The sequence below is a fragment of the Gilliamella sp. wkB112 genome (assembly GCF_001690685.1).
GTDB classification, from domain to species: domain Bacteria; phylum Pseudomonadota; class Gammaproteobacteria; order Enterobacterales; family Orbaceae; genus Gilliamella; species Gilliamella apicola_J.
Window position 1 is genome coordinate 422,089 of sequence record NZ_LZGL01000017.1, and the last position, 18,975, is coordinate 441,063.

An 18,975-nucleotide genomic window follows, 5' to 3' on the forward strand; every position below is an offset into this window, starting at 1 on the left:
AATGATTATGGGTTATATTGGGACAGTTAATTTATTTTCAACATCTTTTATATAAAGATGTTGAAAATTTATATTGCAATAAGATATTTTTGGGTAACAACGGTTTAATTAGATGTTACTATTTAGGTTGGAAATCAATAACCATAGTTTTTACGTCATTATAAAGAGTGCTAGATGGCTTAGGTATAACAGCTGATTTAGTAGCTGCAAGTGCTTCACGGCATAAAGCATCATCGCCACCTTGAGCGGTCACATTAAGTAATAATCCATCTGGTGCAATTTGAATTCTTAATACACAATTACGACCACTATACATTTTATTCGGATTAATAAACTTATTACTTATTGCGTTTTGCACCAAAGATTTATATTTATCTAACTCGCCATTTGAAACACCTTTTCGTGATGGAGTTGTTCCTTGAGTAGGTGATCCTGAAGAAGTAATCCCGCCTAAAAGATCATTAACTGCTTTGTCATTTTTAGCTGCGGCTGCGGCGGCTGCTTTCTGTTTAGCGGCTTTCTCTGCAGCTGCTTTTTCTGCTGCTGCCTTCTCTGCTGCTGCTTTTTCTGCTGCCGCCTTCTCTGCGGCTGCTTTTTCTGCTACGGCTTTCTCTGCAGCTGCTTTTTCTGCTGCGGCTTTCTCTGCAGCTGCTTTTTCTGCTGCGGCTTTCTCTGCAGCTGCTTTTTCTGCTGCCGCCTTCTCTGCAGCTGCCTTCTCTGCTGCTGCTTTTTCTGCTGCCGCCTTCTCTGCGGCTGCCTTTTCTGCTGCCGCCTTCTCTGCGGCTGCCTTCTCTGCGGCTGCTTTTTCTGCTGCCGCCTTCTCTGCAGCTGCCTGTTCTTGTTTTTGTTGCTCTGCAGCTTTTAGTTTTTCTTTTTCTAATTCCTTAAGTCGTTGCTGTTCGGCTAATTGTTTTTCTTGCAATTCTTTAGCTTGTTTATCTAGTTGTTGTTGTTTTTGTTGTTCAGCTTTTTGCTGACTCATTTGACTTTGTAATTGCTTTTGATATTGTTCGGTCATAACAGAAGGATCGACCATGATGGCATCAATAGATTGACCATTGATATCACCATAGCTAGCATCACTATCTTGTAGGGCCCGATAACCTAATACAAAAATTAATATTGCATGCAAAATAATAGATATTAGGACTGGTAGATTTAATTTTGAATTACGCTTATAAGACATTGCTGACATTTTTAATATATTATTATGATTATTTAAATCGGTTGCGTCATCAAACCAACAGATTTAACTCCGGCAGATTGCAATAAATTTAACGCCTTTATAATTTCTTCATAAGGAACATTTTTAGCTCCGCCAACTAAAAAAACAGCCTTCTCATTAAGTGACATTTGTTGCTTAACTTCAGCAACAATTTGTTCTTGTGGTAAATTGGATTGACGATCTTGATCAATAATCAATGCATATACACCAACATCGGATACTTCAATGATTATTGGTTTATTCTCTGAAGGAGAAACTGTTTTTGATTCTGTAGCTTCCGGAAGATCTACTTCAACGCTCTGACTTATAATTGGTGCTGTTGCCATAAAAATAAGCACTAGCACTAATAGCACATCCAATAAAGGAACTATATTGATTTCAGATTTGGTTGAATAACGTGAACGCTTACTCATAATTATTTCCTAACAGCAACAGCTTGACGTTGCAAAATAGCAGAAAACTCATCAATAAAATTAAAATAGTTTTGCTCTATACGACTAACTTTTAATGATAAACGATTAAATGCCAACACCGCCGGAATTGCAGCAAACAAACCGATTGCTGTGGCAATTAATGCTTCGGCAATACCTGGTGCAACCATTTGTAACGTTGCTTGTTTCACCGCTCCAAGAGAAATAAATGCATGCATAATTCCCCAAACAGTACCAAATAAACCAATATATGGACTGATTGAACCAACAGTACCTAAAAATGGAATGTGCAATTCTAAATTGTCTAATTCACGATTCATTGCTAAGCGCATTGAACGAGACGCTCCATCTAATGCTGCTTCAGGCATATTAGGATTAATTTGATATAAGCGAGTAAACTCTTTAAAACCTGAATAAAAAATATGTTCAGTACCAGTAATTTCATCTTTATTAAATCTAGCTTTATCAAACAAAGCATTCAATTCATCTGCCGCCCAAAAGCTATTATCAAATTGTTCAATTTGTTTTTTAGCTTGTCCAAGAATTTTACTTCGTTGAAATATGATAGCCCAAGACATTACAGAAAAGCTAAGCAACAATAACATAACACCTTGTACTAACAAACCTGCATGTAAAAATAGATCAATAATATTCAGATTTTCCACTTATATAAACTCCAAAACTAATAAATCTGGAAGCGCACATGGCTTCATTTTTTTTATATCAACACAAGCAATAATTACATTAGCAGTACTAATCAGCTGCTTATTTTGATTAAATATTGACTGCTTAAAAATAATAGATGCTTTACGAATTTGTTCAACACTACTGCTAATATTGAGCATGTCATCTAAACGAGCAGGAAAGAGGTAGCTAATATCCATCTTTTTAACAACAAAAGCAATACCTTCTTGCAATAACTTTTGTTGACTTATATCAATTTGCCTTAAAATTTCTGTTCTAGCTCGTTCATAAAAAGCAAGGTATCTAGCATGATACACCACACCTCCGGCATCGGTATCTTCATAATAAACCCTTGTATCCCAATTGAATTCTTTCATATTAAAATTTCTACTCGATAAAATGAATGCGTCATTATATCTGAATATAAAATTTGCTGCACTATGATATAAAAATAGTTAAATGAAAACAATTATCATTTATAATTTTTATTAATTTAATATTAATCAAAATTAAAAAGGTGACCCTCGCCACCTTTTAGATTATATATTTTATTTATTACTTATTTATTCTTAGATTCTTGATCACCGTTGGTGTGTTCAACCCATAGTCCGGTAACGACGGCAAGCATACATACTGCAAGAACACCAACAAACCATAAAATATAGTACATAATTATTCCTTAATAAAGTGAATGCTTATTGTTTTCAATATGATTTTTATCAAGTCGTCCAAACATTTTAATATAAGACCAAATTGTATAAAATAGAACAATTGGTAAAAATATGACAACTACACCAAACATAATATTAAGTGTTAATTGGCTAGATGAAGCATCCCATATAGTTAAACTAGCATTAGGCATAATGCTTGATGGCAGAATGAATGGGAAGGTTGCAATGCCATAAGTAAATAACACACAAGCAATGGTCAAGCTTGATAAAATAAACACCAATCCATTTTTATTTAGCCCAGAACAAATAATTGTTAATAGTGGTAATACAATACCCAAAATAGGTACAATCCATAAAATAGGATAATTCATATAATTAGTTAACCATGAAACATCTGTAGACACGGTTTTACTTAGTGGGTTTGAGGTGCCATTATAATCAATAACACTAGTTACTTCATAGCCATGAAGACCAAAAGTTACCCAAACGCCTGCTAATACAAAAGCCACTATCATAATTAAATTAGCAAGTTGTGTTGCTTTTCTAGCCCTTAAATAGAGTTCGCCAGAGGTTTTCATCTGTAACCATGCACCACCATGAGCAACAAATAACATTAAGCTAACAACTCCAACCAATATGGCGAACGGATTAAGTAAACCAAAAAAGTTGCCATCGTAAAACACCCGATAAGAGTTATCAAACCTGAATGGAACCCCTTCTAATAAATTACCAAAAGCCACACCAAAAACTAACGCTGGTACAAAACTACCTAGAAAAATCCCTGCATCCCACAAATTACGCCATTTGGAATTTTCAAGTTTACTACGATAATCAAAACCGATCGGTCTAAAAAACAAGGCACATAACACTAAAATCATAGCAATATAAAAACCTGAAAATGAGGTTGCATATGCCATTGGCCAAGCTGCAAAAATACCTGCGCCACCTGTTATTAACCAAACCTGATTACCATCCCAATGAGGCGCAATCGCATTAATCATAATCCGACGTTCAGTATCTGTTTTCCCAATAAGTGGTAATAAAATCCCCACGCCCATATCAAAGCCATCTGTGACAACAAAAGCGATTAAAACAACACTAATCAATATCCACCAGATAACGCGTACAATTTCGTAATCAATCATTGTATATACTCCCAATGTCCTATTCTGTTACCGGTTGAGTTTTTTCATAATGATAGTTGCCTGTACCCAATGAACTTGGTCCTAAACGTGCAAACTTGAACATTAAGAACATTTCAGCAATTAAGAATAACGTATACAGTCCACATATAAGAATCATGGTAAATAATACTTCACCTGCAGTTAAAGATGAATTCGCTATACCTGTTGGCAAAATATCCTGAATTGCCCAAGGTTGACGGCCATATTCAGCAACAAACCAACCACTTTCACATGCCAGCCATGGGAATGGTAGGAATAAAACTAACAAACGATATAACCAACGTTTTTGACCAATTTTATTCTTATAAGTCGTCCATAAAGCAATCCCAGTACCTAGAATCATTAAACCACCTAGACCAACCATTATTCTAAACGCCCAAAATAGTGGCCAAACCGCAGGAATTGAATCTTCTGCCGCCGCTTTAATATGTGCTTCAGTAGCTTGGGGTATGGTAACATTATCACGGTCAGTAAATCGTTTGACCAAGTAGCCATAACCTAAATCGGCTTTATTGGCTTCAAAAGCTTTGATTACTTCAGGATCTTGTTCACCTTTTTGGATTTTTTGTAAATTGGAATACGCTAAAATCCCATTACGAATTCTTGTTTCATTATCGGTCAAAATATCTTTTAAACCAGTCACTGGTGTATCCAATGAGCGAGTAGCTATTATTCCCATTACATAAGGAATCTCTATTGCAAATAAATTTTCTTTATTTTTTTGTGATGGAAATGCTATAACATTAAAAGGTGCTGGTGCGGGGTGAGTTTCCCATTCAGCTTCAATTGCTGCAAGTTTAGTTGGTTGCACTGTTGTCATTTCGTGGCCAGCTTCATCCCCCATAACTGCTACTACGATTGACATCACAAAACCAAACGTAGCTGCCACGGCAAAAGAACGTTTAGCAAATGCGACATCACGTTTTTTAAGCAAATAAAAAGAACTAATACTTAAAATAAAAATAGCACCAGTTAAATAACCAGCAGCAACAGTGTGTACAAACTTATATTGAGCAACCGTATTGGTGATCAAGTCAAAAAAGCTTGCCATTTCCATACGAGAGTTAATCGGATTGAAATCGGAACCAACCGGGAATTGCATCCAACCATTGGCAACCAAAATCCAAAGTGCCGATAGATTAGAACCAAACGCCACACACCAAGTAACCAGTAAATGTTTACCTCGACTCAGCCTATCCCAACCAAAGAAGAATAAACCTACCATGGTCGATTCCAGGAAAAATGCCATCAAACCTTCAATAGCTAGTGGCGCACCAAAAATATCACCTACATAATGTGAATAATAAGACCAGTTTGTTCCGAATTGAAACTCCATGGTTAAACCTGTGGCGACACCAACTGCGAAGTTAATACCAAACAGTTTGCCCCAGAACTTAGTCATATCTTTCCAAACTTGCTTACCACTCACAACATATACTGTTTCCATAATGGCTAACATAAACGCTAAACCTAGCGTTAATGGCACAAAAATGAAGTGATACATTGCAGTAAGCGCAAATTGGAGTCTTGATAGTTCTACTAAATCTAACATACTTGCTCCCTAATCCCTAAATGCCCACAAAATTTTTAACGTTATTATTTGTTATTCTACACTAATAAATCAATATTAAAAGTTGACATATGTCAAAAAAATATCAATTAAATTGTTTTTTTACAACATCTCCTATATCAGCAAGGCTATCAACTACAATTATACCCGCTGATTGCAATACTTTAGTTTTTTCTTCGGCAGTGCCTTTGCTACCCGATATAATTGCACCTGCATGCCCCATGCGTTTACCTGCAGGAGCTGATACTCCGGCTATATAGCCAATAACCGGTTTAGTAACATGTTGTTTAATATAAGCTGCCGCCTCTTCCTCGGCAGTACCACCAATTTCACCGATCATTACAATAGCTTCAGTTTTGGGATCTTTTTCTAACAACTCTAAAATAGTAATAAAATCACTACCCGGAATAGGATCGCCACCAATACCTACGCACACCGATTGACCAAGCCCAATATCTGTTGTTTGCTTCACTGCCTCATAAGTTAAAGTACCAGATCGTGAAATTATGCCTATTTTACCCGGTAAATGGATATGTCCCGGCATAATACCAATCTTACATTCATTTGGTACAATAATACCCGGGCAGTTAGGCCCAATCATTATTACATCGTTCTGTTTCAATTTTTCTTTAACAATTAGCATATCCAAAGTTGGAATGCCTTCAGTTATACAAACTATCAATTTAATGCCTGCTGCAATGGCTTCTAGTATAGAATCTTTACCAAATGCGGCCGGTACATAAATAACACTAGCTGTGGCTTTAGTAGCCTCAACAGCTTCTTTAACTGTATTAAATACTGGTAAACCTAAATGAGTAGTACCACCTTTACCCGGTGTTACACCACCAACTAATTTGGTGCCATATGCAAGTGCTTGTTCAGAATGGAAAGTCCCTTGGCTACCTGTAAAACCTTGGCAAATAACTTTAGTTTCTTTATTAACTAATATCGACATAATAAATCTTTTCCTAAATTAGAGTGCTAACGCAACAATTTGTTGTGCTGCACCAGTTAAACTTTCGGCACTAATCACATTTAATTTACTTTCAGCTAAAATTTTTCGTGCTAACTCGGCATTATTCCCTTCCAGGCGAACAACAACAGGAACAGTCATACCAATCTCTTTAATCGCGGTAATTATACCTTCGGCGATAAGATCACAACGGACAATACCACCAAAAATATTAACTAAAATTGCTTTAACATTTTTATCCGATAAAATTAATTTAAACGCCTCACAAACTCGCTCTTTAGTGGTACCTCCACCTACATCTAAAAAGTTAGCTGGGTTACCGCCATACAGTTTAATTATATCCATGGTTGCCATTGCTAAACCGGCACCATTAACCATACAACCAATATTACCGCCTAAAGATACATAACTTATTCCTTGTTTAGCGGCAATAGATTCACGTTCATCTTCTTGAGTAGTATCGCGTAAGATATTTAACTTAGGATGCCTAAATAATGCATTATCGTCTAAAACAATCTTTGCATCTAAACAAATAAGTTCTTCTTTATCAGTAATAACCAATGGATTGACTTCCGCCAATGAAACATCATTCTTTAAAAAAAGGTTGGAAAAATTAACAAACAATTTTGCAAATTGATTGATTAGTTTACCGGTTAAACCTAATTTAAAAGCCAATTCACGTCCTTGGTATGCACAAGGACCAGTTAATGGATCTAAGGCTATCTTATGAATTAAATGAGGTGACCTTTCAGCAACAGTTTCAATTTCCATACCGCCTTCCGTGGACACCATAACCACCACTCGCTTACTACTGCGATCAACAACCGCACCTAAATACAACTCTTTATGAATATTGGAAGCTTTTTCAATTAAGATTTTATTCACCGGTTGCCCTACTGCTGTAGTTTGATAAGTCACTAAATTTTGACCAAACCACTTTTCAGCAAAAAGCTTTACTTCGTTGAGATCTTTAGTACAAATTACACCACCCGCTTTACCTCTACCGCCAGCATGAACTTGGCATTTTGCTACCCATTTACCTAGATAGGTCTGGGAAGATAACTCAGCTAAGACATCTTGTATTTCATCAATTGAATTACAAACATAGCCTTCCGGAACTGGTAAATCATATGTTTTAAACAGGTTTTTAGATTGATATTCATGCAGGTTCATAAAGAAATTCCACAACTTATGTTGATTAAAAACTGGCACAATTCTAATGCAAGATAAATAAATTGTGTAGTAAATAATATATCATGTTTCATGTAATTGAGAATTATTGCTGATAATAAGTGACAATGATATACTCAAATATTATTTTGATAAGGTAACAATAGTAAAGGAACTAATATGGCACAAGTTGGCATCTTTTTTGGTAGTGACACAGGTAATACAGAAAATGTAGCTAAGCAAATCCAAAATATTTTGGGTAATGATAAAGCCGAACTTTATGATATAGCTAAAAGCACTAAAGAACAGATTGAACAATATCAATATCTGCTTTTCGGTATACCAACTTGGTATTATGGTGAATCTCAATGTGACTGGGACGACTTCTTTCCAAATCTAGAACAAATCGACTTTAATGGTAAAACTGTAGCCATCTTTGGTTGTGGTGACCAAGAAGATTACGCCGAGTATTTTTGTGATGCGATGGGAACTTTACGCGATATTATTCAACCTAAAGGAGCTAAGATCGTCGGCAATTGGTCAACCGAAGGATATCATTTTGAAGCATCAAAAAGTCTAGTTGACGATACTCATTTTGTTGGCTTGGCCATTGATGAAGATCGCCAACCAGAATTGTCCCAAGAACGTATTAATAATTGGGTAAAACAAGTTATTGGTGAAATGAATATTTAATCTATTGAAATGATTTCTTTTATTTTCCTCATATAGTTTCTATAATGTATAAACTAATAATTAGAAACGTAAACTAAGCAAATTGGGATGTAATATGACAAATCATGATAGTGATAATAATGCAGCATTGAAAAGTGCTGGTTTGAAGGTTACGTTACCGCGATTGAAAATTTTAGAATTATTACGTGACCCTTCATGTCAACATATTTCTGTAGAAGATCTTTACAAAAAATTACTGGATATGGGTGAAGAAATTGGGTTAGCTACTGTCTATCGCGTTTTAAATCAATTTGATGATGCGGGAATTGTTACTCGTCATAATTTTGAAGGTGGTAAATCAGTTTTTGAACTTGCTACCCAAAAACATCATGACCATTTAATTTGTTTAGATTGTGGTGAGGTTTTTGAATTTCGTGATGACATCATCAATCGTAGGCAAAAAGAAATTGCCGAGCAATATGGTGTTAAATTAACTTATCATAGCCTGTATCTCTATGGTCATTGTCATGCAGGTAATTGTAAAGAGCATCCGGAACTACATACCAACAAAAAATAAGCCTATTTCTATAGGCTTTTTACTTATTGAAAAAATCAATAAGTTTTAGATTTATTAGGTTAATAATTAATGAAACAACTTTTGAATTTTATTCCACTTATCTTCTTTTTTGTTTTTCTCACTATTTATGATATTTTTGTTGGTGTGCAAGCATTAATGATCAGCGCCACTGTTTCATTTATTATCCTGCTAATCATCTACCGTAAAATAGATAAAATAGAATTAATCTCCTATCTTATGATTATTGTATTTGGGGGATTTACTCTCTATACCCGTGAACCTATTATATTTAAATGGAAAGTTACCATTATTAACTTCCTTTTTGCGACGGCATTGTTAGTTAGTCAATTTATGTTCAAAAAAAACCTACTGCAAACCATGTTCGGTAAAGAAATCCAACTAAAGGCAATCATTTGGAATAAACTAAATTTATTATGGATCAGCTTCTTTATGTTCTGTGGCATAATTAGTTTAGCCGCTACTTACTACACTTCAGACGATTTTTTCTGGAAATTCAAAGTTTTTATTTTACCTGGTGCCTCATTATTATTATCTTTAATATCAGGAATTTATATTTATAAAAACATGAATAAAAGTGCTAGTGAGAGCAACTAATATAATGATATAAGGCGGAGTATTTTAACTATGAAACAAGACTCAATTTCCTCCCCTAAAGGGCAATTAGTATTAAGAACACTGGCTATGCCTGCCGATACCAATCCACATGGACATATTTTCGGCGGTTGGATTATGTCACAAATGGATCTTGCTGGTGGTATATTAGCTAAAGAAATAGCAAAAAAAAGAGTGGTTACTGTAAACGCTAGTAGTATTACCTTCCACAAACCAGCTATGGTAGGTGATGTTGTGTGTTGTTATGCGCATTGTATTAAAACTGGCACCACATCTATTACGATAGGAATAGAAGTTTGGATTAAAAAGATAACTGATACTGACGATACCTGCCAACGATTCTGTATAACTGATGCAACATTTACTTATGTTGCTGTTGATAAACATAATAATCCTAAACCATTGCCTGAATTATTCCAGCACTATGATTGTAATAGAGATCCTATCAGTAAATTAAATCTAAGTAATAATTAATGAATATGCAATTTACTTCATTCCATGCATTAATTAGTTCATTAATATTTCTCAGCTATTGGTTGATCATTGTTGCTACCACATTACGCATTGTCTTTAAACGTCGACCAACAACTTACGTTATTGCTTGGATGCTGGTTATTTATATTCTGCCACTGCTTGGTGTAATTCTTTATTTTGCATTAGGGGAAGCTCATTTAGGTCAGCAACGAGCTAAACGCATCCAAAAAATGCGCCCAGCGATTACTCAATTTATTAATAAATTGAGTATATTCCCTGATATATTTACCACTAAAGTTAGTCAAGTAAGTGACCCTATTTTCAAGCTGTGCAAGCACCAAACTGGACTTGATGGCATTAAAGGTAACCATATTGATCTACTTAGTAACACTGACGCCATATTTGACAGTCTAATCGAAGACATCAATCACGCCACTACTAATATTGAAATGGTATTTTATATATGGAATGAAGGTGGCAGGGCTAATGATGTTGAAGAAGCCCTAATTCAAGCCAGTAAACGCGGAGTAACTTGTCGCTTAATGCTTGATTCGGCTGGTAGTCGGCATTTTATCAGATCCAATGCCAGCAAAAGAATGCGGGATGCCGGTATAACTGTTATCGAAGTATTAAAAGTAAACTTATTTCGCTTCATGTTTAGGCGACTCGATCTGCGGCAACATCGTAAAGTGGCTATTATTGATAATTATATATCTTACACTGGCAGTATGAATATTGTCGATCCACGCTACTTTAAACAAAATAAACATGTGGGTGAATGGGTTGATATTATGGTAAGAATGAGTGGACCAGTGACAACACTAATGGGTGCCATTTATGCCAGTGATTGGCAGCTTGAAACTGGTGATTATCTAGCCTTACCAAAAATTACCGATTTTGCCGAACAACCAGAAGAAAAAAAACACATTATGCAACTCATTGCTTCAGGACCGGGTTATACAGAAAATATGATCCATCAGGTGCTGTTAACGGCAATCTATGCAGCCCAAGAACAAATTATTTTTACCACACCTTATTTAGTCCCTACTGATGACATTTTGCATGCAGTTTGCACTGCCGCCCAACGCGGAGTAGAAGTTATTATTATTGTTCCGAAGAAGAATGACTCTTTAATGGTCAAATGGGCGAGCCGAGCTTTCTTTGCCGAATTATTAGATGGTGGAGTGAAACTTTACCAATTTAATGATAATTTATTACATACCAAAAGTGTGTTAATTGATAATCAACTTAGCTTGGTTGGCACCGTCAATTTAGATATGCGCAGCTTATGGTTAAATTTTGAAATTACTACGGTAGTCGATGATGCTGAATTTGCTAAATCACTAGCCGCACTTTTAAAAACTTACTTAGCCAATTCCGATAAAGTTAATATTGAGAAATGGAATAAACGCCCAATTTGGCAATATGTAGTTGAAAGACTATTTTACTTCTTCGCGCCACTTTTATAGTAATAGTCGTGATGATATTAAGCAATGCCATATTTGATTATTAATTTTAATAACCATTTTTAGACAAATCTGGCAAAAATTGATTATTACTGATTCGGTAAACTTGCGAATTAAGTGTACCATCTTTATTTAAACTAATTTCTCTCCAACCTGGAGCATCTTGATCAGATACCTGAAAATTATAACATCCTGGTTTAAATTGCACACACGTAGAAGGCGTAGAAAATGCTTTACAATTATGCCATATTTGCTCTTGTTGTTGATGAATGTGCCCCCAACCTAATCCTTTTATTTTAGGATTGTTTTGAATAATTTTTTCTAAATCGGTACTATTTTTAAGAATATGCTGATCTAACCAATGACAACTTGATGAAATTGGATGATGGTGTAAAAACACCATTGCGGATCTATCTGGATTACTTGTTAAAGTATTTTGTAAAAATGTGAGCTCAGACTCAGGTAAAACCCCATAGGCTTGACCAACGACTTGGCTATTTAATAACACAATAAGCCATTTATCGCCTAATAAAACCACTTTATTTGCGGCTAATTGATAATCATTAAAAACCTCTTGCATATAGGAGTAATTATCATGATTACCAGCAAGCCACACACAAGGAACAGGAAATTTTGTTATTTCCTTAGCAAACCGTTGATAAGCTTGTTTGGAACCATCTTGTACAAAATCGCCCGTTGCCACAATTAAATCATAATGGCGATTTTGGAGCTTAATTTCATCAATAACAGCTAAAAAACTAGCATTTGAGTTAACACCCAATAATGAGTCACTATCAGCAGCAAAAAGATGAGAATCAGTAATATGCAGTATTTTCCCGCAATTTTCATTCTGAATGGGCAACTGTAAAAGTGACTCCAAAATTCACCTCATTTAAAAATTAATAATATAATTATTGTTAATAACAACACCAACAATAATAATGGAATATTTTTGATTATTTTTATTATAAATCCTAAAGTTATATTAAAGTGTAAAGTAAATCACATTTTTATGAAATAAATAATTTAATTGGGTTACTAAAATTCTATAACCATTGTTTTTTTAATGACATATAGTTAAGTTGTAACCATTGCAAGGCAATAATAGAAGCTGCATTATTGAGTACTCCATTTTCAACCCATTGATAAGCTTGTTCTCGGCTAACCACATGAACTTTAATATCTTCATTTTCTTCCGCCAGTCCATGCACACCTTTAGCTGTCGAAGAATCAACCTCACCAACTAAAATATGCAATTTTTCTGTCAAACCACCTGGTGAAGCCAAATAACTAATAATTGGTTGGCAACGACCAACGGTTACGCCAGCTTCTTCAAGTGCCTCACGTCTGGCAACATCTTCAATTGATTCATTGTCATGATCCATCATTCCAGCTATTAATTCCAAAATCCAAGGGCTTTCTTGGGTTTCAATTGCTGCAATACGAATTTGTTCAATTAAAACCACTTGATCGCGTTTTACATCATAAGCTAATAAAACTACCGCATGCCCTCGTTCCAAAATTTCTCGGGTGACAAAATCACTCTTGGAACCATCAAATTTACGATATTGAAAACGGTATTCAAGCAACGAGAAAAAACCTTTATATAAACTTTTCTTGGTTAAATTAAATACATCATTTTTGTCAAAATGTACCGGACTATTTTTAATTTTCATACAGACTCTCGATTATTAGGTGAAATTTTAATAAAAAGTGCGGATAGTATACAAAGTATGCTTCATATATACTAATTATCTGTTAAAATTATGCAATTGAATTTCCTAATAATATGTTTTATCGTTTTTTAAAGAGAAGATTAATGAAAAAAACTTTAACCTTTTTAATTGGCTTAGTTTTGAGCCAATCTGTTTTTGCTGAGAATTTGGTTCAAGTCTATGAACAAGCAAAAGAAACTAACCCAGATCTACGCAGCTCATTAGCCGAAAAAGAAAAAGCCTATTCTGCAATTTCCGGCTCTAGAGCAAGTTTATTACCTCAAGTGGGCTTAAGTGCTTCTTATGGTGTAGCGCACGGGCGCCGAGACACTAGTGGACAAAAAAATAAAAGTGGCAATTTGTATCAAGTCACTTTTTCCCAAAGCATTTTTGATTATTCTAACTGGAAAGCCTTAGACATAACCAAAAAACAAGCCAGTATTTCTGATATGAGTTACCAATATCAAGGGCAAACATTAATCTTAAATACCTCAGTAGCTTACTTTAATGTACTTAAAGCACTGGATGCACTAAGTTTTATTGATGCGCAAAAAAAAGCAATTTATCGTCAGTTAGAACAAACTCGTCAACAGCATCAAGTTGGTTTAGTGGCGATTACCGATGTGCAAAATGCGCAAGCTAATTATGACCTTACTGTGGCGCAACAAGTTAATGCCTTAAATGACCTAAATAACGCTATTGAAGATTTACGTCAAGTTAGTGGTCGCTTTTATTCTACCCTGGCAAGCATTAATACTAATACTTTTAAAACTGAATCACCAAAAGAAATTAGTACACTATTAAAACAATCACAATCTTCAAACCTGAATCTATTAACCATGAGATTAAATCAGGATATTGCGCGTGAGCAAATTAAACTAGCCCAAGCAGGGCATATGCCAACAGCCAATCTGGATGCATCTACTAATCTGAATAAAAATGACAACTATGGCAATTATTCCATGGCTGGTGGGCAACGTAACGGCAAAACCTTTTCCGGCAACAATAAAATTGGTGTCAGTGTAAATATGCCAATTTTCTCTGGTGGCGCAACCGTATCTAAAGTTGAACAAGCACAACATAATTTCGTAAGTTTTAGCGAAAAGGTTGAAAGTACTAACCGCAGCGTGGTAAATCAAGTACGTTCATCTTATAACAATATTTCGTCATCAATTAGCGCTATAAAAGCTTATCAACAAGCGGTAGTTTCTGCACAGAGTTCATTAGAAGCTACTTCATCAGGTTATCAAGTTGGTACCCGAACAATAGTTGATGTATTAAATGCTACAACCCAATTATATAGTGCGAAAAGAAATCTATCTGATGCCAAATACACTTATTTGACTAGTTTATTACAGTTAAAATATTCCGTTGGGACCTTAACTGCTGATGATTTAGTCTTCCTAAATAATATGTTAGGTAAAGAAGTTAGTACTATTGTTACTATAAAATAACTAATTCATTTAATTAAAATAAAAAGGCGATTAAATCGCCTTTTTTTATGGTTTATGATTGGCACTCTTAATTAGAACATTAATTTTTAAAATTCCGAACTCAGCACAAAATCAATAAACAAACTCAACTTAGGTAACCTTTGGGCATCGGCCGTATAAAGTAAATGCATTTTTTTAGCTGGTGGCAAATAACTTTGTAAAATTGGCAGTAATTTATTTTGTTTGATTAGGTCGGTAAGCATAAATTCGGACAGCATAGCAATGCCTATACCCTCAACGGCTGCCATAGCTAATACGGAAGTATCATTACTCTTAAATGCCCCAGTAATAGGAATATGGACTAATTTACCATTGATGGTAAACGGCCAAATATTATCATTACCATTAATATTAACATATTGATAAATTAAACATTGATGATCCTTAAGGTCATTGGGTGTAGAGGGAATACCATGCTCAGCCAAATAACTAGGCGAAGCTGCAAAAATAGGTTGATAAGGGCTAAGTTTTCGAGCGATTAAACCCGAATCATTCAATTCACCAACCCGAAACGCAATATCAAACTCCTCTTTAACCAAATCGACATAACGATCACTAAGTTGCACATCCACATTAATTTGCGGATAGCTTTTCATAAAATGACTAATTAAAGGGATTAAAGTAAATCGGCCAAAACTCACTGGTGCACTAATCCTAATTTTACCTTTCGGCTCTTCACTAAACTGTTGTGCCAATGTTTTGGTCTTCTTCACTTCGCCAAGAATAACTAAACAACGATCATAATATTGCTTACCAAATTCAGTTAGCATTTGTGAACGCGTGGTACGATTAAGTAATTTTAAGCCTAAATGATTTTCTAAAAAGGCTATATATTTAGCCACCATTTGTGGGGAGGTATTTAACGAAATCGACGAAGTAGCAAATGAACCTGTTTTTACCGTTAATACAAATGCTTCCATACATCTAAATAAATCCATATTAATAACTCTCAGTTGTTAATAAATCAATTATAACTATATTTATTATCTTTTAATTTACAAAGATAATACACTATACTTATCAGCAATAGAAAGCAATTCAATATAAAAAATTGCCATAATTGGATCTGCGACTGTATTTATGCAGGCTGGTTACCAAGCATATTCAGCAACTTACACGAACTAAACCAGCTTATTGCTTCCCATTTAATCGGTTACAGTTAATAGAAAACTCATGCAATAAATAAGTTATTACAGAATTAAACAACAATAATTAATATTCATTTATAAAAACTCTAATGAAAGGTAAATAAACATGCAACAAACAGATAAAAAATATACCGTCATAACTGGCGCTAGTTCAGGAATAGGCTATGCAACCGCCCTTGCCTTTGCTAAACGCAACAAACATCTAATTGTAATCGCCAGACGACAAGATCAATTAGACCAATTAAAACAAAAAATTGCCGCTATTAATCCCCAATTAGAAGTGGTAATTAAGGTATGTGATTTATCAAAACCAGAGAATGTACATGCACTTTTTCAACAACTAGACCAATATTTTATTGAAACTTGGATTAATAATGCCGGCTTTGGGCACTATGGCAGTGTTGGAGATCAAGACTTAAATAAAATTGAAACCATGTTGCATTTAAATATTGAAGCGTTAACAATTTTTTCAACTCTCTATGTGCATAAGTATCAAAACCAAGCTGGTACTCAAATTATTAACATTTCATCACGCGGTGGCTACACCATTGTTCCGAATGCGGTTACCTATTGTGCAACTAAATTCTATGTTAATGCCTTTACCGAAGGGCTTGCACAAGAATTAAAACAAAGCCAAGCACAATTAACCGCCAAAGTACTGGCTCCTGCAGCAACCCAAACTGAATTTGGTCAAAAAGCCAATAACACGACTGAATATGACTATGATAAGAGTTTCGCTAAGTACCACACTGCTGACCAAATGGCGGAATTTTTGCTAGCCTTATACGATAGTGACAAAACTATTGGCGAAATTAATACTAAAGATTTTTCATTTTCGTTAAAGGATAGCATCTTCCCATATTCCGGAGATCCTAAACAAAACCAAAAAAGTTAATACTTGTTTATACACAAACATATAGCAATTTGGAAACATCTTAACAGAAATAAAAATGCCAGCACTGATTGCTGGCATTGGTTTGGCGTGGTGTTGGCGGTCATAAATAGTTATCTTTAAGATAACAGCCGCCTTTTGCTTGCCAACGAGGTCAGCTCGGGTTGCTACTGCCACTACAACTATCATCTTACTGCTTAGCTTTAATTGCTCCTGATTAACTGCCTGCGACTTAAGGATTAAGACTAAGGATAGACGCAATACCCTGCGCTATCCAGGTCGGGAGACCTGCTATGAACGTTGCCGTGCAAGCCATCAACAATAAACCGGTCAGGACCACTACCATCACTTGCCCAACTACCGTAGTTAGTGACAACTATAGGACTCAAGTTGCCCCATTCTGCTAACAAACCAGCATCAATATTACGCTGGTAATGATTACCACTTGACGACGGTGTGGCACCAATAGCACCTTGACACAAAGAATTAGTTGAGCCAGCTCCCGAACATACTGAGTTAGTTAAGTCTTTTACCTGTGTTAGACGATAACCGCTGCCTAAACCCGTACACCATGATAACATCTTAGGATAGGTATCATAATATTTAGCAGAATCACCTCTTAAAAGTCCGGTGCGCATGACGAACCACTTCTTTAATACAAAGCCATATTTTACTATTGCTACATTACTACTATTATACCCCACTAACTCGAAAGTCTGCGGTAAAATTGGAGCTCTAAGTGCACCAGGTGAATCTAAATTTGTTTGCTCCGCTGTTACCGCCGGGCCAGTAAGAGTGACGCGGATAGTATTTGACTTATTATCTGTTGGTGTCATAGTAGCAGTAATACCATCCCGAGTAACTGCTGGCCAAGTTAATTTTGAAGCATCAATACCATCTATCTGTAAATCAAAATGCGCCCTGTTAATTCCGGTAGTGGGGAAATTAAGACCATAAGATGATGGCGTATTTGATTGCGTCAGAAAGCCTTTATCTGGGTTCCAGATAGTGGTAGGGCCGGCGAAGTACCATCCTGGTATAAACCCTGTATTTTCGCCCATAGCCAGATTCGGCGCCGCGTAGCAGATTTTAGGCGCTTCTTTAGGACTGATATAATAAATGGCAGTACCACCGCTAAAATTAGTGCTACTAGGCAGCCCATACTGGGTGGTTAAACTACCAGATGTACTGGTTAATTCCACTTTATAAGGTGCTTTATCACAAAGGCTTAATACAGTATCACGACTAACTGATTGACCATTTTTATCGGTAATAGTAACACTTAAACTACCAGTTGCGGTGACACCATTAACACCCTGACCATCACCATCATCATCACCCCAATAATTATTAGGTGCACCAATTAGTTCGTTTAAGGTAATTGAATTAGTAGTGGGTGGTACCGACATACCAATATCGGCAAAGCTTTGGTTTTCCACTGGAAGAACTATGGGGTTGTCCGTGGTTGAAGTATTATTCTCTGGCGTATAAGTGGTTTGAGTAGTACCGTCAGAAATAGTAATACCTAATAAACTATTGGTATCAGTTGCTTTAGTCACCCCATTATCGAACGTTAAATAAGGCTCACTACCATTAATTTCCTTTGTCGTAGTGGCTGATAACGCTTGGGTATTTACCGAATAAAATAATAATAAAGGAATTAAGGTTAAAGAGAATTTAGATAAATATATTGAACTTTGAGTTAATTTAAATAAGTAGTTATTAAGAGTTTTTAAAACATAGGTTTGCCAGCGCTGGTGTCTGGTGTCTGGTGTCTGAAATTATACTGCATGACTCACTTCCTGTCAACTAATTTACTGTTTTATCTAGCATTTCTATGTTCGATAGCTTATAAATTAAGCCAAATCCATTTTTTAGTATTGAAATTATAATAGTATGAAAAAAATTTAACTACTATTTTAATCTAAAGATTTGTAAAGAATTGTAAAGATAGACAAATATTGCCCCTTAATTATAGTGATTTAATAATAATATTT

Annotated in this window: 20 protein-coding genes; 7 read left to right on the top strand and 13 right to left on the bottom strand. The window is 35.3% G+C overall.

Going from position 1 to position 18,975, the window contains the following annotated elements:
• Positions 1-118: 118 nt before the first annotated feature.
• The 9 genes from tolA to sucC all read right to left on the bottom strand — a co-directional run bounded on the left by tolA (position 119) and on the right by sucC (position 7,911).
• Entirely contained in the window at positions 119-1,195 is a 1,077-nt protein-coding gene (gene tolA, locus A9G12_RS08610) for a cell envelope integrity protein TolA (RefSeq protein WP_065565419.1), read from the bottom strand.
• 23 nt (positions 1,196-1,218) lie between these two features.
• Positions 1,219-1,638 (bottom strand): colicin uptake protein TolR, encoded by a 420-nt coding sequence (gene tolR / locus A9G12_RS08615; RefSeq protein ID WP_065565420.1) that lies wholly within the window; start codon positions 1,636-1,638, stop codon positions 1,219-1,221.
• 2 nt (positions 1,639-1,640) lie between these two features.
• Entirely contained in the window at positions 1,641-2,312 is a 672-nt protein-coding gene (gene tolQ, locus A9G12_RS08620) for a protein TolQ (RefSeq protein WP_218056621.1), read from the bottom strand.
• Between the two features lie 9 nt (positions 2,313-2,321).
• Entirely contained in the window at positions 2,322-2,717 is a 396-nt protein-coding gene (gene ybgC / locus A9G12_RS08625) for a tol-pal system-associated acyl-CoA thioesterase (RefSeq protein WP_065565422.1), read from the bottom strand.
• Positions 2,718-2,899: 182 nt separating this feature from the next.
• Positions 2,900-3,010 (bottom strand): cytochrome bd oxidase small subunit, CydX/CbdX family, encoded by a 111-nt coding sequence (locus tag A9G12_RS12650; protein ID WP_141674131.1) that lies wholly within the window; start codon positions 3,008-3,010, stop codon positions 2,900-2,902.
• A gap of 9 nt (positions 3,011-3,019) precedes the next feature.
• Positions 3,020-4,156 (bottom strand): cytochrome d ubiquinol oxidase subunit II, encoded by a 1,137-nt coding sequence (gene cydB, locus A9G12_RS08630; protein WP_065565423.1) that lies wholly within the window; start codon positions 4,154-4,156, stop codon positions 3,020-3,022.
• Between the two features lie 19 nt (positions 4,157-4,175).
• The gene (locus A9G12_RS08635; protein ID WP_065565424.1) at positions 4,176-5,747 is read right to left on the bottom strand and encodes a cytochrome ubiquinol oxidase subunit I; all 1,572 of its coding nucleotides are present in this window, start codon (positions 5,745-5,747) and stop codon (positions 4,176-4,178) included.
• A gap of 103 nt (positions 5,748-5,850) precedes the next feature.
• Positions 5,851-6,720 (bottom strand): succinate--CoA ligase subunit alpha, encoded by an 870-nt coding sequence (sucD, locus tag A9G12_RS08640; protein ID WP_065565425.1) that lies wholly within the window; start codon positions 6,718-6,720, stop codon positions 5,851-5,853.
• 18 nt (positions 6,721-6,738) lie between these two features.
• A complete protein-coding gene (gene sucC, locus A9G12_RS08645; RefSeq protein WP_065565426.1) occupies positions 6,739-7,911 on the bottom strand; it encodes an ADP-forming succinate--CoA ligase subunit beta in 1,173 nt (390 codons plus the stop codon).
• Positions 7,912-8,088: 177 nt separating this feature from the next.
• Between sucC and fldA the strand changes: the two genes are divergently transcribed.
• From fldA to cls, 5 genes are all read left to right on the top strand, one after another.
• On the top strand, positions 8,089-8,601 hold the full coding sequence (fldA, locus tag A9G12_RS08650) for a flavodoxin FldA (RefSeq protein WP_065565427.1): 513 nt from the start codon (positions 8,089-8,091) through the stop codon (positions 8,599-8,601).
• Positions 8,602-8,695: 94 nt separating this feature from the next.
• Positions 8,696-9,157, top strand: coding sequence for a ferric iron uptake transcriptional regulator (fur, locus tag A9G12_RS08655; protein WP_065565428.1), 462 nt, complete (start codon positions 8,696-8,698; stop codon positions 9,155-9,157).
• A 69-nt stretch (positions 9,158-9,226) separates the two neighbouring features.
• Entirely contained in the window at positions 9,227-9,772 is a 546-nt protein-coding gene (locus A9G12_RS08660) for an inner membrane-spanning protein YciB (RefSeq protein WP_065565429.1), read from the top strand.
• Positions 9,773-9,802: 30 nt separating this feature from the next.
• Positions 9,803-10,264 carry an acyl-CoA thioester hydrolase YciA gene (yciA, locus tag A9G12_RS08665; protein WP_065565430.1) on the top strand — a complete coding sequence of 154 codons (462 nt, stop codon included), beginning with the start codon at positions 9,803-9,805 and terminating at the stop codon, positions 10,262-10,264.
• Between the two features lie 5 nt (positions 10,265-10,269).
• Entirely contained in the window at positions 10,270-11,733 is a 1,464-nt protein-coding gene (gene cls, locus A9G12_RS08670; protein WP_065565612.1) for a cardiolipin synthase, read from the top strand.
• A gap of 46 nt (positions 11,734-11,779) precedes the next feature.
• On the opposite strand, the gene cpdA is transcribed toward cls, so the two are convergent.
• Both cpdA and nudF read right to left on the bottom strand, forming a co-directional pair.
• A complete protein-coding gene (gene cpdA / locus A9G12_RS08675; protein ID WP_065565431.1) occupies positions 11,780-12,610 on the bottom strand; it encodes a 3',5'-cyclic-AMP phosphodiesterase in 831 nt (276 codons plus the stop codon).
• A gap of 166 nt (positions 12,611-12,776) precedes the next feature.
• Positions 12,777-13,406, bottom strand: a complete 630-nt coding sequence (nudF, locus tag A9G12_RS08680; RefSeq protein WP_065565432.1) for an ADP-ribose diphosphatase — start codon at positions 13,404-13,406, stop codon at positions 12,777-12,779.
• A 143-nt stretch (positions 13,407-13,549) separates the two neighbouring features.
• On the opposite strand from nudF, the gene tolC reads away from it, so the two are divergent.
• Positions 13,550-14,899 carry an outer membrane channel protein TolC gene (gene tolC / locus A9G12_RS08685; RefSeq protein WP_065565433.1) on the top strand — a complete coding sequence of 450 codons (1,350 nt, stop codon included), beginning with the start codon at positions 13,550-13,552 and terminating at the stop codon, positions 14,897-14,899.
• Positions 14,900-14,985: 86 nt separating this feature from the next.
• On the opposite strand, the gene A9G12_RS08690 is transcribed toward tolC, so the two are convergent.
• Positions 14,986-15,876, bottom strand: a complete 891-nt coding sequence (locus tag A9G12_RS08690) for a LysR family transcriptional regulator (RefSeq protein ID WP_065565434.1) — start codon at positions 15,874-15,876, stop codon at positions 14,986-14,988.
• A gap of 316 nt (positions 15,877-16,192) precedes the next feature.
• On the opposite strand from A9G12_RS08690, the gene A9G12_RS08695 reads away from it, so the two are divergent.
• Positions 16,193-16,981, top strand: a complete 789-nt coding sequence (locus A9G12_RS08695; protein ID WP_065565435.1) for an SDR family NAD(P)-dependent oxidoreductase — start codon at positions 16,193-16,195, stop codon at positions 16,979-16,981.
• Between the two features lie 242 nt (positions 16,982-17,223).
• Here the strand turns inward: A9G12_RS08695 and A9G12_RS08700 are convergent, their stop codons facing one another.
• Positions 17,224-18,537 (bottom strand): hypothetical protein, encoded by a 1,314-nt coding sequence (locus tag A9G12_RS08700; RefSeq protein WP_065565436.1) that lies wholly within the window; start codon positions 18,535-18,537, stop codon positions 17,224-17,226.
• Positions 18,538-18,975: the final 438 nt, after the last annotated feature.